Source organism: Limnohabitans sp. Rim28 (assembly GCF_000293865.2).
In the GTDB taxonomy this organism is placed as follows: domain Bacteria; phylum Pseudomonadota; class Gammaproteobacteria; order Burkholderiales; family Burkholderiaceae_C; genus Limnohabitans_A.
The window spans coordinates 1-13,413 of sequence record NZ_ALKN02000005.1; the positions used below are offsets into that span (position 1 = coordinate 1).

Consider the following 13,413-nt stretch of genomic DNA (forward strand, 5'->3'; position numbering starts at 1 on the left):
GTCGGCGGGTTCCTCATACGGCGGGGGTACGCCCAAATCGTCACCCGCCGACACCGCAGCCTCGCTGGCGAAGGTTCGAGGCGGGGAAGGTGCCACCTCACTGGCTCCGGTCGCTCGGCGCGCCCCTGTGCTCAACAACAACATCCAGATCGTCAACGCCAAAGAGCACAACCTCAAAAATCTGAGCGTCAACATCCCGCGCGGCAAGTTCAACGTGGTCACAGGCGTCAGCGGCTCCGGTAAATCCACCTTGGCGTTTGACATCCTGTTCAACGAAGGCCAGCGTCGTTATCTGGAAAGCCTGAACGCTTATGCCCGAAGCATCGTTCAGCCCGCAGGTCGCCCCGAGGTCGATGCGGTCTATGGCATCCCGCCCACCGTGGCGATTGAGCAGCGCTTGTCGCGCGGCGGTCGCAAATCTACGGTGGGCACCACCACCGAGGTTTGGCATTTCTTGCGCTTGCTGTACGTCAAGCTGGGCATTCAGCATTGCGTGCACGACGGCACACCCGTGCAGCCGCAAACGCCAGACAGCATCATCGCCCAGCTGATGACCCAGTTTCGTGGCCAGCACATTGGCCTGTTGGCGCCGCTGGTCACCAACCGCAAAGGCGTCTACACCGAGCTGGCCGATTGGGCGCGGCCGCGTGGCTACACCCACCTGCGCGTCGATGGTGAATTTTTGCCCACTCAAGGCTTTCCGCGCATTGACCGCTTCAAGGAACACAACATCGAGTTGCCTGTGACCAGTTTGGATGTGCTGCCCACTCAGGAGGCAGCGCTGCGCCAGGCCCTGGCCAAAACCTTGGAGCATGGCAAAGGCGTGGTGCATGTGTTGAGCGATCTGGACGGCTTGCGCGAAGCCATGTTCAGTGGTGACTCCACCGCCCGCATTGGTCAGCACCGGGTGTTTTCGACCTTGCGGGCTTGCCCGGCCTGCGCCACTTCTTATGCCGAACTCGACCCGCGCTTGTTCTCTTACAACAGCAAACACGGCTGGTGCCCCGATTGCGTGGGCACGGGTGTTCAACTCAGCAAAGACGAACGCTCGGTGTTTGACGATTCGGTGCAGGACGACAAAAACAAGGGCCGCGAGCAAACCTTTGCCGAGCCCGAAATCGAAGACTTGGCCAACGTGGCCTGCCCCAGTTGCGAAGGCACCCGCTTGAATGCCACGGCCCGTGCCGTGCGCTTGGGCTCGGCCCCTGGCCAAGGCTGGCGCATCACCGACATCGCGAGTTTGTCCGTCACCGATGTGCGGCATTGGGTGGACAAGCTGCAGCTGACTGGCCGCGACGCCGACATCGCCCGCGATCTGGTGCCTGAAATCAAGAGCCGCCTGGAGTTTCTGGAAGAAGTGGGTTTGGGCTACCTCACGCTGGACCGGGGCGCCCCCACGCTGTCCGGCGGCGAGGCGCAACGCATCCGATTGGCCGCGCAACTGGGCAGCAACTTGCAGGGGGTTTGTTACGTGCTGGACGAGCCCACCATCGGTCTGCACGCCCGCGACAACCAGATTTTGCTGAACGCCCTGCACAAGTTGGGCGACAAAGGCAACACGCTGGTGGTGGTGGAGCACGACGAAGACACCATCCGCCGTGCTGACCACATCATCGACATCGGCCCGAGTGCGGGCAAGCGTGGTGGCCGCTTGGTGGCCGAAGGTTCGGTGGCGGACATCACGGCGTCTGCCGATTCGCAGACTGGGCGGTATTTGTTGCATGCGATGAAGCATCCGATGCAGTTGCGTAGATCGGTGTCGGTCTCGTCACGGGGCGATGGGCTGGACTCCTCATATGGCGGGGGTACGCCGAAATCGTCGCCCAGCCCATCACCCCATGCCGAGACATTGGCGTCGCCGATGCAATGGCTCACGCTCACAGGAGCCAACCTGCACAACCTGCGCCAGGTCGATGTGCAGGTCCCACTCAAACGCTTGGTAGCCGTCACGGGCGTCAGCGGTTCGGGCAAATCCACCCTGGCCCGCGATGTGTTGCTGGCCAATGTGCAGGCGCTGGTCAGCCAGCGATCCACCTTTGCTGGGCGCACCGCACAAGACGCTGGCCAGCGCGTGGCTTTGACGGCGTGCAGCGACGTGCAAGGCTTTGAAACGATTGACCGCGTGCTGGAAGTGGACCAAACGCCAATTGGCAAAACACCGCGTTCGTGCCCGGCCACTTACATCGGCTTTTGGGACACGATCCGCAAACTGTTTGCCGAAACGCTGGAGGCCAAAGCGCGGGGTTATGCCGCCGGGCGCTTCAGCTTCAACACCGGCGAAGGCCGTTGCCCCAGTTGCGAAGGCCAGGGCATGCGCACCATCGAGATGAGCTTTTTGCCCGACGTGAAAGTGCCTTGCGAAACCTGCCGAGGCGCGCGTTTCAACCCAGAAACTTTGGCGGTGACCTGGCGGGGCAAGAGCATTGGCGATGTGCTGCAGATGGAAGTGGACGAGGCGGTGGATTTTTTCGCCAGCATGCCCAGCATCGCGCACCCTTTGCAACTGCTCAAGGATGTGGGGCTGGGTTATCTCACGCTCGGCCAACCTTCGCCCACATTGAGTGGTGGCGAGGCCCAACGCATCAAGCTGGTGACCGAGCTGACCAAGGTGCGCGACGAGGTGGGCAAACGGGGCAACAAGGCACCGCACACCCTCTATGTGCTGGATGAGCCCACGGTGGGCCTGCACATGGCCGATGTGGACAAGCTCATCAGCGTGCTGCACCGATTGGTGAATGCGGGCCACAGCGTGATCGTGATCGAGCACGATCTGGATGTGATCGCCGAGGCCGACTGGGTGATTGACCTGGGGCCGGAAGGTGGCAACGCCGGTGGCCGGATTGTGGCGGCCATGACGCCCGAGGCGCTGGTGATCTTGGGTACCCACACCGGTGTGGCGCTGGGACCGGTGTTGGCGCGGGTGTGACCGGGGCTGGATGGCGCTTTCAATAGAATCAAGCCATGCCCCATCGCACCGAAACCCTTATCGTCCTGGAACCTGAATACATCGAGGGTTTTCGTCAGATCTACGAAGAAAAAATCGTCTTCAACAAAACGCTTGGATTGAAGCTCGTCAAGGTCACCCCCGAGGGTGTTGAGGCCCGCATCAACATGCGGCCCGAATTGGTGGGGCACTTTGCCTACAACCGCATCCACGGCGGCGTCATCAGCGCGGTACTCGACGCCATCGGCAGCGCGGCCGTGATGGCGGCGTTGGCCGCCAAGCACATGGACGAGCTGCCCGCCAAACGCCTGGAGCGCTTTGCCAAGTTGGGCACGATCGATTTGCGGGTGGACTACCTGCGACCCGGCATTGGCGAGCACTTCACCATCACGGCCAACGCTTTGCGCGTGGGCTCGCGTGTGGGGTCTTCGCGCATGGAGTTTTGTGGCCCGGATGGGACCTTGATGTCGACAGGCGCTGCGGCTTACATCGTCTCTTGAGCGCCTAACCGCCAAAACATCTGCCCCATCACTCGGCAGGCACGGGCCTGGGTTTGCCTTGGTCGTCCACCGCCACATAGGTCAGGTTCGCTTCGGTCACCTTGATGTACTGGCCCTGCAATTGAAAGCGTTCGGCAAACACCTCGACCTTGACGGTGACCGAGGTGCGCCCCACGCGCACGATGCGCGAGAAAAACGACAAGATGTCGCCCACCTTGACGGCCTGTTTGAAGATGAACTCGTTCACCGCCACCGTCACCATGCGTCCGCGCACACGGCGTGCGGGTAAGACGGCGCCGGCCAAGTCGACTTGGGCCATGACCCAGCCACCAAAAATGTCGCCACTGGCATTGCAGTCCGCAGGCATGGGGATGACTTTGAGCACCAACTCTTGGTCAGTGGGCAAAGACACAGTGTCGGGGCGTTGAGGTTCAGACATGGGCACAATCGGTGTTCGTTAATGGTTGACGTTGAACTGGATTGTGTCTTATGCGCCCACACGGCGAAACCTCTGCCCCTGCTGTCTCCTCTGGCCCTCACCCCAATTCGCCATCGGGCACCCAGTCCCCAACGGTGGCCACGAGCGATTGGAAAACGCTGTCGCGTCTGTGGCCCTATTTGTGGCAGTACAAATGGCGCGTCGTGGTGGCGCTTGGCCTCATGGTGTGCGCCAAGTTGGCCAACGTGAGCGTGCCCCTGTTGCTCAAGGAATTGGTCGACGCCATGAGCATCAAGCCCAGCGATCCGGGCGCGGTGCTGGTGGTGCCGATGGCACTCTTGTTGGGTTACGGCGCTTTGCGTTTGCTGACATCGGCTTTCACCGAGTTGCGCGAGTTGGTCTTTGCCAAAGCCACGCAAGGGGCTTCGCGCAGCATTGCGTTGCAAACCTTCGAGCACCTGCATGCCTTGAGTTTGCGCTTTCATCTGGCGCGGCAGACGGGCGGCATGACCAGGGACATTGAGCGCGGTGTGCGTGGCATTGAGTCGCTGATTTCCTATTCGCTGTACAGCGTCATCCCCACCTTGTTGGAGGTGGCTTTGGTGTTGACGATTTTGGCGGTGAAGTTCGACGCTTGGTTTGCAGGCATCACTTTTGCAGCTTTGGTTTTCTACATCGTCTTCACGGTTTATGTCACCGAATGGCGCACACAGTTTCGTAAGCAAGCCAATGAATTTGATTCGGCTGCCCACACCCGTGCCATCGACTCGCTGTTGAACTATGAGACCGTCAAGTACTTTGGCAACGAGCGCTTTGAGGCTGGCCGTTATGACGAAAGTCTGGAGCGTTTGCGTGTGGCACGGCTCAAGTCGCAGACCACCTTGTCGTTGCTCAACACGGGTCAGCAGCTCATCATTGCCGCTGCTTTGGTGACCATGCTGTGGCGGGCTACCGAGGGCGTGGTGGCTGGGCGCATGACCTTGGGTGATTTGGTCATGGTGAACGCATTCATGATCCAACTCTACATTCCGCTTAACTTTTTGGGTGTGCTGTACCGCGAAATCAAGCAAAGCCTGACCGATCTGGACAAAATGTTTGTGCTGATGGACCGCGAGCGCGAAGTGGCCGATGCGCCGGGTGCCTCAGCGCTGTCTTTGCACGGTGCGCCCGATGTGGTGTTTGACCGCGTGTCTTTTGCTTACGAGAGCGACCGCCCGATTCTCAAAGACATCAGCTTCACGATTCCTGCGGGTAAAACGGTGGCGGTGGTCGGGCCTTCGGGGTCGGGCAAGTCAACGCTGGCGCGTTTGATGTTCCGTTTTTATGACGTGCAGCAGGGCTTTATTCGGATTGCAGGGCAAGATATCCGACAAGTCACGCAGTCCAGTGTGCGTGGCGCTTTGGGCATCGTGCCGCAGGACACGGTGCTGTTCAATGACAGCGTGGCCTACAACATCGCCTATGGTCGTCCTGGCGCCAGTCAGGACGAGATCGAGGGCGCTGCGCGTTCTGCCCGCATCCACGACTTCATCGCCTCCACGCCCAAGGGCTACCAGACCTCGGTGGGTGAGCGTGGCTTGAAGCTTTCAGGCGGTGAAAAGCAGCGCGTGGCCATTGCCCGCACCTTGCTCAAAGACCCACCCATTTTGGTGTTCGACGAAGCCACCTCGGCGCTGGATTCGGCCAACGAACGCGCGATTCAATCTGAATTGGCCAATGTGGCGCAAAACAAAACCACCTTGGTGATTGCACACCGTCTGTCTACGGTGGTCGATGCGCATGAAATTTTGGTGATGGAGGCCGGGCAGATCATCGAGCGCGGCAGCCATGCCGAGCTGTTGGCCGTTCAAGGCCGATACGCCAGCATGTGGGCGATGCAGCAGTCTGGCGAGTGAACAGGCGTTTTTTCAGCGCTCGTCGAAACTGATGACCACGCGCTCGCTGGTGGGGCGGGCTTGGCAGGACAGGATGAAGCCTTGTTCGACTTCGGGCTTCTCGAGGGTGAAGTTTTTCTCCATCTCGGTCGTGCCTTCCATGACCTTGCAACGGCAGGTGCAGCACACCCCGGCTTTGCACGAATACGGCAAATCCAGACCCAGCGACAAAGCGATGTCCAGGATCTTCTCGTTGCGGTTCATGGGCATGTTGTAAGGCTTGCCGTCCAGCACCACGGTGAGCTGCACTTCGCCTTGTGCGCGCGTGGCCGGGTGGCCCAGCACGGCTTTGGCGCGAACTTCGGGCGCCAGTGCGTCCAGCGTGGGCGAACTGAAACGCTCGGTGCGGATGCGTTCGGCTTTCACGCCAGCCGTCAGCAGGGCTTGCTCGGTGGCTTCGATCATGGCTTCGGGCCCGCACACAAACACTTCGTCCATGCTGCCCACGGGCAAGAAGGCGTCGATGATGGCCTGCACCTTGGCGCCGTCGATGCGGCCTTCGAGCAGGGGCACTTCTTGCGCTTGTCGAGAGAGTACGTGGATCAGCGTCAGGCGCGAGGGGTAGCGGTCTTTCAGGTCTTGCAGCGCTTCGTTGAACATCACGCTGTCCATGCGGCGGTTGCCATAGACCAGCGTGAATTTGCTGTCGGGTTGTTCTTCAAGGGTGCTCGACAAGATGGACAAAATGGGGGTGATGCCAGAGCCTGCTGCAAAGCCCACACGGTGGATGGCACGGGGGCGTTGCACCACAAAACGGCCATCCGGTGGCATCACGCGCAGGCTGTCGCCAGATTTGAGTTCGGTGGCGGCCCAGTTGGAAAACACACCGCCTTCTACAGGGCGAATACCCACTTCGAGCACGCCTTGCTTGTGCAGCTGGCTGCGGGCTGAACTGATGGAATAGCTGCGGCGCACATCCGAGCCGCCAATCACGGCGCGCAGCGTCAAAAACTGACCGGGCTGGAAGTCGAAGTTGCTGCGCAGGTCGTGGGGCACGCTCAGCGTGATGGCCACGGCGCCTGCCGCTTCGGGGTTGATGCGGGCAATCTGGAGGTCATGAAATCGGGCTGCGGACATGGCTTGGCGCTGAGGGGCTTGTGGCGGCTCAGTAGGGTTTGAAGTAGTCGAAGGGCTCCATGCAGGCGAGGCACCGGTAAAGGGCCTTGCAGGCGGTCGAGCCGAAATGGGAGGTTTCAGTGGTGTTGGCCGAGCCGCATTGCGGGCAGTTGACCACTTCGAGCTTGGCGCTGCGAGAGGCAAACTGCACCACGTTGACCGCGCCCGAGGGTGTGTTGACGCAGGCGTGCGGCGGCGCAATGCCATAGGCGCGCAGTTTGTCTTTGGCCGTGTCGGTCATCCAGTCGGTGGTCCAGGCGGGGGCCAATTGCGTGACCACCTGGCCTTGCAAGCCGTGGGCCTGCAGCAAGGCTTTCACGTCGTCCTCGATCTGGCCCATGGCCGGGCAGCCGCTGTAGGTGGGTGTGATGACCACTTCCAAACCCTGGGTCCCTTGACGCACCTCGCGCAAGATGCCCAGCTCACGCAATGACACGACCGGAATTTCCGGGTCGGTCAGTTGCTCCAGCAGAGCCCAGGCGCGGTCTTCATCGACAGTGCGGGTCATGGGTGTTGGTTACCAAGTGGCTTGCGGATGCGCGCGGGCCAGACTTTGCATTTCGGCCAATACAAATCCGAGATGCTCAGAGTGCAGGCCTTGTTTGCCCGTGGAGACAAAACCGCCATCGGTGGGGCGCTTCAGGGTGGCTTCTTGGAGCGCGGTGTCCACGATCGCGTTCCAGTCGGACTGCAAGGCGGCCATGTCGGTGCCGGTGCCGTTGGTCAGCGCCGCAGATTCGTGCTCGCTGGCGGTCCAGAACTCCTGGGTGTAGGACATCAATTGGTCCAGCGCGGCTTGTGCTTTGGTGTGTGACCCGTCGGTGCCATCACCCAAACGCACCAGCCAGTCGCGCGAGTGGCGCAGGTGGTAACGCACCTCTTTGAGCGACTTGGCGGCAATCGCTGCCAGCTGCGTGTCTTGCGAGCTTTGCAGCTGGTCCCACACCAGCACCATCAGGCTGCTGTACAAAAAGTTGCGCACGATGGTGGTGGCAAAGTCGCGGTCGCCCGCAGACGTGGCCGCCATCAAAGGCGTGTGTGGCAATTCGCACAGGGTGTAGTTTTTGAAGTCGGGCACATCGCGGAAATACGCCAGCGTGTCTTCGGTGGTGCCTTCGCCATGCAAGGCTGCCGCATGCTGGTAGAGCATGCGGGCTTGGCCGATCAGGTCGAGGCTGTTGTTGGACAGCGCGATGTCTTCTTCCAATATCGGGCCATGGCCACACCATTCGGCATTGCGCTGACCGAGGATCAGCGCGTTGTCGGCCAGGTGCAGGAGGTATTCAATGGGCGCATTCATCTGCACGTTCACATGTGTCCGACTTCGTCGGGGATTTGGTAAAAAGTGGGGTGTCGGTACACCTTGTCACTGGCCGGATCGAAGAACTCGGACTTGTCGTTGGGCTCGCTGGCCGAAATGCTGGCCGAAGGCACCACCCAGATGCTCACGCCTTCTTGGCGGCGGGTGTAGACGTCGCGTGCCATTTGCAAGGCGTGCTCTGAATCAGACGCATGCAAGCTGCCGCAGTGCTTGTGCTCCAAGCCTTGTTTGCTGCGCACAAAAACTTCCCACAGGGGCCATTCTTTCAATGTAGCGGTGCTCATGCGGCCTCCTTGAGTTGGCGAGCTTGCTGTTTACGGGCATGGGCGAGTGCGGCTTCGCGCACCCAGGCGCCGTCGTTCCAGGCCTTGACGCGGGCGCCCAGGCGCTCTTTGTTACAAGGGCCGTTGCCGTTCACGGTGTCCCAGAACTCGTCCCAGTCGATGGCACCAAAATCGTGGGCTTGGCGTGCATCGTTCCACTTCAAATCGGGGTCAGGCAGGGTCACGCCCAGTACCTTGGCTTGTGGCACGGTGGCGTCCACAAACTTTTGACGCAGGTCGTCGTTGCTGATGCGCTTGATGCCCCAGCGCATGCCCTGCGCGCTGTTGGGGCTGTCGGCGTCGGGGGGGCCAAACATGGCCAAGCATTTCCACCACCAGCGGTTCACGGCGTCTTGCACCATGGCTTTTTGCTCGGCGGTGCCTTGCATCATGACCAGCAAGGCTTCGTAGCCTTGGCGTTGGTGGAAAGACTCTTCCTTGCACACACGCACCATGGCACGGGCATAGGGACCGTAAGAGCAACGGCACAGGGGCACCTGGTTCATGATGGCCGCGCCATCGACCAGCCAGCCGACCACGCCCACATCGGCCCAGTTGAGCGTGGGGTAATTGAAGATGGAGCTGTATTTGGCTTTGCCGGTGTGCAGGGCGTCCAGCATTTGGTCGCGGCTGGTGCCCAAGGTTTCGGCGGCGCTGTACAGGTACAGGCCGTGACCGCCTTCGTCTTGCACTTTGGCGATCAGGATGGTTTTGCGCTTCAGGCTGGGCGCGCGGCTGATCCAGTTGGCCTCAGGCAACATGCCCACGATTTCGCTGTTGGCGTGTTGGCTGATTTGGCGAACCAAGGTTTTGCGGTAGGCCTCAGGCATCCACTCGCGGGGTTCGATGCGGCCGTCGGCGTCGATGCGGGCGTCAAAGGCTGCTTGAAGTTCGGCGTCTTGCGTGCTCAGGGCTTTGGGCACGGCTTTCAGGCCGGCCGATTTGACGTCCTCGGACGAGTCCGGAACGCTGAAAGATTGGGTGTACATGGCGTATCTCCTGCGCCAAACAGGATGGGATGATCACGGCGCGGGTGCCAGTATACCCATTAACCGACCGATCGGTCGGTTAATTTGATTTCACCGTGGTCAGGTATTTCCCTGATTCTGCGTTTTCAGGCTCAAGCCCCATGCAAGCTGGCATAGCAGCGGGCTGGATGTCGCTCAAGACGACTCAACAGCCCAGTGTTTGCCAGACCCACGCGCCAAGGCAGGGCCCACCATGTCCAGCGCTTTGCGGATCTGGTCTTTGAGCGTGAAGGGAGGGTTGATGACAAACATGCCACTGGCCACCAAGCCGCCTTCGTCGCCAGGACCTCGGCCAATGGCGAGCGTGGCATTGAGCCAAGGCTTTTGCGCTTGGTTGGACAAGGTGCGCAGGCGTTTGGGCAGGTCGTGCGCCTCGGGGCGCGGGATGATCGGGTACCAGACCAAATAGGTGCCCGTCGAAAAGCGCTTGAGGTATTCCTGGATGACGCTGGCGACCTTGCTGTAATCGGACTTGATCTCGTAGCTGGGGTCGATCAACACCATGGCACGCTTGGAGCCCGTGGCCGATGGCGGTGGTGGCAAGAGCTTTTTGAGTGCCTCAAAGCCATCTTCGCGGCTGACGCTGATGGTGCGACCTGCCTCGAGTTGCGCGACGTTGGAGGTCAGGGACTTGCTGTCGGTGGGGTGCAACTCAAACAAACGAAGGCGGTCACGCGAGGCGTGGCGCATCAATTTGTGCATCAAGAACGGCGAGCCGGGGTAGATCTTGGCTTGTCCGTTGGGGTTGAAGCTGGCGATTTGTTCCAAATAATCTTGCACAGGTTCGGGCAAGGCATCGATTTTTTCGGCAGCGGCCAATAATTTGAACAAGCCATCTTCGGCTTCGCCCCCTTTTTGGGCGTAATCACCATCCAAACGGTACAAGCCCGCCCCAGCATGGGTGTCAATCAAGGTGATGCCGGCCTCTTTTTGCATGAGGTGGCGCAGGGTGGCGAGCAAGGTGATGTGTTTGAGCACATCGGCATGGTTGCCCGCGTGGAAAGCGTGTCGATAACTGAACATCGCTTGATGGTAACCAAAAACTTCCGCAAGGCCTTGATTATTCGTATAATGGCGGGCTTCGCAGCGATTTTGTGGCCCCGCGGCGAAGGCGCTAAGACCCTCAGGGTTTCAGCAATCTCCCACCTAAGAGGTTCCCAGCAGAGGAACACCGACCGTGGAAAAGGGCCCGACAAACCTTTCCTCAAAGAGAAAACTCATGACAACTACTTTCAGCGCCAAACCCGCTGAGGTCGTGCACGAGTGGTTTGTGATTGACGCGACCGACAAGGTCCTCGGACGAGTAGCCAGCGAAGTTGCTCTCCGTTTGCGCGGCAAACACAAGGCCATTTACACGCCTCACGTTGACACCGGTGACTACATCGTCATCATCAATGCTGCCCAGCTCAAAGTGACTGGCACCAAGACGATCGACAAGATCTATTACCGCCATTCCGGCTACCCAGGCGGCATCACTGCCACCAACTTCCGCGACATGCAAGCCAAGCACCCTGGCCGCGCACTCGAGAAGGCTGTCAAGGGCATGTTGCCCAAAGGCCCACTCGGTTACGCCATGATCAAGAAACTCAAGGTGTATGGCGGCGCAGAGCACCCACACACCGCCCAACAGCCTAAAGTGCTGGACATCTAAGGAGCCTTGAGATGATTGGTGAATGGAACAATGGCACAGGCCGTCGCAAATCCAGCGTCGCCCGCGTGTTTCTGAAAAAAGGCACTGGTAAGATCACAGTCAATGGCAAGGACATCCAAGCCTACTTTGGCCGTGAGACTTCGATCATGATCGCCAAGCAACCCCTCATGTTGACCAACCATGCCGAAACTTTCGACATCATGATCAACGTGCACGGCGGTGGCGAATCCGGTCAAGCCGGCGCATCGCGCCACGGCATCACCCGCGCCCTGATTGACTACGATGCTTCGCTCAAGCCTGTGCTGAGCCAAGCTGGTTTCGTCACCCGCGACGCCCGTGAAGTCGAACGTAAAAAGGTGGGCTTGCACTCCGCTCGCCGCCGCAAGCAGTTCTCCAAGCGTTAATTCGCTTTTTCTGCTTCATCAAAAAGCCGCACCGGTTCGCCGTGGCGGCTTTTTGTTTGGGCGCGTGTTGGGTGAAAAGCCCATGAGGCCAGTAGCGTTACTGCTTGGCACACTCGGTAATTCCCGACCAGCGCGCTATACTATTTGCACTGAACCGGAGAAACACCATGAGCGCTGTTGCTGAAAATATCCAAACTGTCATGCCCGATCCGATTGTCTTCACCGACAGCGCTGCCGCCAAAGTGGCCGACCTGATCGCCGAAGAAGGCAACCCAGATTTGAAATTGCGCGTCTTTGTGCAAGGCGGCGGTTGTTCGGGTTTTTCGTATGGTTTCACTTTCGATGAAATCACCAACGAAGACGACACCACCATGAGCAAAAACGGTGTGTCCCTGTTGATCGATGCGATGAGCTACCAGTACCTGACCGGTGCCGAGATCGACTACAAAGAAGACCTGCAAGGTGCACAGTTCGTGATCAAAAACCCGAACGCCACATCGACCTGCGGCTGCGGCTCGTCTTTCTCAGCTTGATCCTTCCAGCCTGCGAGCCTGGCTCGCTGCCATTCAACGGGGGTAAATAGCCCCCAAGACACGGGCGCCTCGGGCGCCCGTGACGCTTTGGAGGCTGGCCGTTTCGCGGTGGAGGTTTTTAAAGGCCAACCAAGCAAAAGCCGCTGCTTCGACTTGCAGCGGCGGTAAGCCCCGATCAGCGCTGCTGACGACCGCAAGCCCGGGCACATGATGCGCCAGTCGCGCCATCAAATGGTCGTTCAGGGCGCCCCCACCACACACCACCAGCGACGTGGCATCAGCGGCATGGCGTTTGACATCCGCAGCGCAAGTGAGCGCAGTGAACTCCGTCAAAGTGGCTTGAACGTCTTGAGGCGCCCATTCATGGGAAGCCGAAAGCGCACCCATGTGCTGCTCAAGCCAAGCGGGGTTGAATAAATCTCGCCCTGTGCTTTTGGGGGGCAAACGCTGTAAAAATTCTTCGGTCATCAATTGCTGCAGCAAAGCCTGGTTGACCAGGCCTTGTGCCGCCCAAGCCCCTGCACGGTCAAAAGCCTGGCCGGTGTGCCGTGCACACCAAAAATCCATGAGTGCATTGCCGGGGCCGCAGTCCCAACCCTGAACCTGACCATCGGCGTGGAGCACGCTGAGGTTGGAGATGCCGCCCATGTTCAGCACGGCGACACAGGCGGCGGATTGGCCAAACACGCCTTGGTGAAAGGCCGGCACCAGGGGCGCGCCTTGGCCGCCTGCAGCCAGATCGCGGCTGCGAAAGTCAGCCACCACGTCGATGCCCGTCAACTCGGCCAGCAGCGCAGGGTTGATCAGTTGCAGCGTGTAGCCCACGGCGGCCTGATGGCGAGCAGCATCGCCATCGAACTCCAGGGGGCGGTGACGCACGGTTTGGCCATGCGCGCCAATGGCCATCACCTCTTCAGGCTTCATGCCAGCGGCATGCAGAAGATTTTGGACCACCTGTGCGTAATGCCGGGCAATCGCATTGCCCGCCAAAGCGCTGCGGTGCAGTTCGTCCGGCCCGCTCTGGTTGAGTTGCAGCAACTCGGTGCGGAATGGCGCTTCAAAAGGAACGAAGGCGTGGTGGGTGACCTGCAATCGACCTGACGGGTCGATCTGAGTCATGACGCCATCGACGCCATCCAGAGAAGTGCCAGACATCAGGCCAATGAAAAGAGCTGGAGCCATGAAAAACCAGTGCCGGGATCGTGAGCAGAGGGGTCGCC

At 60.0% G+C, this 13,413-nt stretch carries 14 protein-coding genes; 6 read left to right on the forward strand and 8 right to left on the reverse strand.

Features of this window, described 5'->3' with window-relative positions:
* Together B472_RS06830 and B472_RS06835 are read left to right on the forward strand one after the other, a co-directional pair.
* On the forward strand, nucleotides 1-2,926 hold a 2,926-nt coding region (locus B472_RS06830; RefSeq protein ID WP_019426461.1), incomplete at its 5' end, for a hypothetical protein.
* Between the two features lie 35 nt (nucleotides 2,927-2,961).
* On the forward strand, nucleotides 2,962-3,444 hold the full coding sequence (locus tag B472_RS06835; protein WP_019426462.1) for a thioesterase family protein: 483 nt from the start codon (nucleotides 2,962-2,964) through the stop codon (nucleotides 3,442-3,444).
* A 28-nt stretch (nucleotides 3,445-3,472) separates the two neighbouring features.
* On the opposite strand, the gene B472_RS06840 is transcribed toward B472_RS06835, so the two are convergent.
* The gene (locus tag B472_RS06840) at nucleotides 3,473-3,883 is read right to left on the reverse strand and encodes an acyl-CoA thioesterase (RefSeq protein WP_019426463.1); all 411 of its coding nucleotides are present in this window, start codon (nucleotides 3,881-3,883) and stop codon (nucleotides 3,473-3,475) included.
* A gap of 50 nt (nucleotides 3,884-3,933) precedes the next feature.
* Between B472_RS06840 and B472_RS06845 the strand changes: the two genes are divergently transcribed.
* Nucleotides 3,934-5,778: an ABC transporter ATP-binding protein/permease gene (locus B472_RS06845; RefSeq protein ID WP_019426464.1), complete on the forward strand. Its 1,845-nt coding sequence runs from the start codon at nucleotides 3,934-3,936 to the stop codon at nucleotides 5,776-5,778.
* 12 nt (nucleotides 5,779-5,790) lie between these two features.
* Here B472_RS06845 and B472_RS06850 read toward each other — a convergent pair whose 3' ends face one another.
* The 6 genes from B472_RS06850 to B472_RS06875 all read right to left on the reverse strand — a co-directional run bounded on the left by B472_RS06850 (nucleotide 5,791) and on the right by B472_RS06875 (nucleotide 10,628).
* Nucleotides 5,791-6,894: a 2Fe-2S iron-sulfur cluster-binding protein gene (locus B472_RS06850; protein WP_019426465.1), complete on the reverse strand. Its 1,104-nt coding sequence runs from the start codon at nucleotides 6,892-6,894 to the stop codon at nucleotides 5,791-5,793.
* A gap of 28 nt (nucleotides 6,895-6,922) precedes the next feature.
* Entirely contained in the window at nucleotides 6,923-7,441 is a 519-nt protein-coding gene (gene paaD / locus B472_RS06855; RefSeq protein ID WP_019426466.1) for a 1,2-phenylacetyl-CoA epoxidase subunit PaaD, read from the reverse strand.
* Between the two features lie 9 nt (nucleotides 7,442-7,450).
* Nucleotides 7,451-8,233 carry a 1,2-phenylacetyl-CoA epoxidase subunit PaaC gene (paaC, locus tag B472_RS06860; RefSeq protein ID WP_026039449.1) on the reverse strand — a complete coding sequence of 261 codons (783 nt, stop codon included), beginning with the start codon at nucleotides 8,231-8,233 and terminating at the stop codon, nucleotides 7,451-7,453.
* A gap of 8 nt (nucleotides 8,234-8,241) precedes the next feature.
* Nucleotides 8,242-8,538, reverse strand: a complete 297-nt coding sequence (paaB, locus tag B472_RS06865) for a 1,2-phenylacetyl-CoA epoxidase subunit PaaB (RefSeq protein WP_019426468.1) — start codon at nucleotides 8,536-8,538, stop codon at nucleotides 8,242-8,244.
* Entirely contained in the window at nucleotides 8,535-9,566 is a 1,032-nt protein-coding gene (gene paaA / locus B472_RS06870) for a 1,2-phenylacetyl-CoA epoxidase subunit PaaA (RefSeq protein ID WP_019426469.1), read from the reverse strand. The genes paaB and paaA overlap by 4 nt, the downstream gene beginning before the upstream one ends.
* Before the next feature lie 174 nt (nucleotides 9,567-9,740).
* On the reverse strand, nucleotides 9,741-10,628 hold the full coding sequence (locus B472_RS06875; protein WP_019426470.1) for a 23S rRNA (adenine(2030)-N(6))-methyltransferase RlmJ: 888 nt from the start codon (nucleotides 10,626-10,628) through the stop codon (nucleotides 9,741-9,743).
* A 196-nt stretch (nucleotides 10,629-10,824) separates the two neighbouring features.
* On the opposite strand from B472_RS06875, the gene rplM reads away from it, so the two are divergent.
* From rplM to erpA, 3 genes are all read left to right on the forward strand, one after another.
* Nucleotides 10,825-11,256 carry a 50S ribosomal protein L13 gene (gene rplM / locus B472_RS06880; protein ID WP_019426471.1) on the forward strand — a complete coding sequence of 144 codons (432 nt, stop codon included), beginning with the start codon at nucleotides 10,825-10,827 and terminating at the stop codon, nucleotides 11,254-11,256.
* Nucleotides 11,257-11,267: 11 nt separating this feature from the next.
* Nucleotides 11,268-11,660, forward strand: a complete 393-nt coding sequence (rpsI, locus tag B472_RS06885) for a 30S ribosomal protein S9 (RefSeq protein ID WP_019426472.1) — start codon at nucleotides 11,268-11,270, stop codon at nucleotides 11,658-11,660.
* 167 nt (nucleotides 11,661-11,827) lie between these two features.
* The gene (erpA, locus tag B472_RS06890; RefSeq protein ID WP_019426473.1) at nucleotides 11,828-12,193 is read left to right on the forward strand and encodes an iron-sulfur cluster insertion protein ErpA; all 366 of its coding nucleotides are present in this window, start codon (nucleotides 11,828-11,830) and stop codon (nucleotides 12,191-12,193) included.
* 33 nt (nucleotides 12,194-12,226) lie between these two features.
* Here the strand turns inward: erpA and B472_RS06895 are convergent, their stop codons facing one another.
* On the reverse strand, nucleotides 12,227-13,375 hold the full coding sequence (locus B472_RS06895) for an anhydro-N-acetylmuramic acid kinase (RefSeq protein ID WP_019426474.1): 1,149 nt from the start codon (nucleotides 13,373-13,375) through the stop codon (nucleotides 12,227-12,229).
* Between the last annotated feature and the right edge of the window lie 38 nt (nucleotides 13,376-13,413).

Bases quoted from the DNA above. Each gene is read 5' to 3' on its own strand.
- rpsI (WP_019426472.1), top strand. From the start codon at position 11,268: ATGATTGGTGAATGGAACAATGGCACAGGCCGTCGCAAATCCAGCGTC.
- erpA (WP_019426473.1), top strand. From the start codon at position 11,828: ATGAGCGCTGTTGCTGAAAATATCCAAACTGTCATGCCCGATCCGATT.
- B472_RS06875 (WP_019426470.1), bottom strand. From the start codon at position 10,628: ATGTTCAGTTATCGACACGCTTTCCACGCGGGCAACCATGCCGATGTG.
- paaC (WP_026039449.1), bottom strand. From the start codon at position 8,233: ATGAATGCGCCCATTGAATACCTCCTGCACCTGGCCGACAACGCGCTG.
- paaB (WP_019426468.1), bottom strand. From the start codon at position 8,538: ATGAGCACCGCTACATTGAAAGAATGGCCCCTGTGGGAAGTTTTTGTG.
- B472_RS06835 (WP_019426462.1), top strand. From the start codon at position 2,962: ATGCCCCATCGCACCGAAACCCTTATCGTCCTGGAACCTGAATACATC.
- B472_RS06850 (WP_019426465.1), bottom strand. From the start codon at position 6,894: ATGTCCGCAGCCCGATTTCATGACCTCCAGATTGCCCGCATCAACCCC.
- B472_RS06845 (WP_019426464.1), top strand. From the start codon at position 3,934: ATGCGCCCACACGGCGAAACCTCTGCCCCTGCTGTCTCCTCTGGCCCT.
- B472_RS06895 (WP_019426474.1), bottom strand. From the start codon at position 13,375: ATGGCTCCAGCTCTTTTCATTGGCCTGATGTCTGGCACTTCTCTGGAT.
- rplM (WP_019426471.1), top strand. From the start codon at position 10,825: ATGACAACTACTTTCAGCGCCAAACCCGCTGAGGTCGTGCACGAGTGG.
- paaD (WP_019426466.1), bottom strand. From the start codon at position 7,441: ATGACCCGCACTGTCGATGAAGACCGCGCCTGGGCTCTGCTGGAGCAA.
- B472_RS06840 (WP_019426463.1), bottom strand. From the start codon at position 3,883: ATGTCTGAACCTCAACGCCCCGACACTGTGTCTTTGCCCACTGACCAA.
- paaA (WP_019426469.1), bottom strand. From the start codon at position 9,566: ATGTACACCCAATCTTTCAGCGTTCCGGACTCGTCCGAGGACGTCAAA.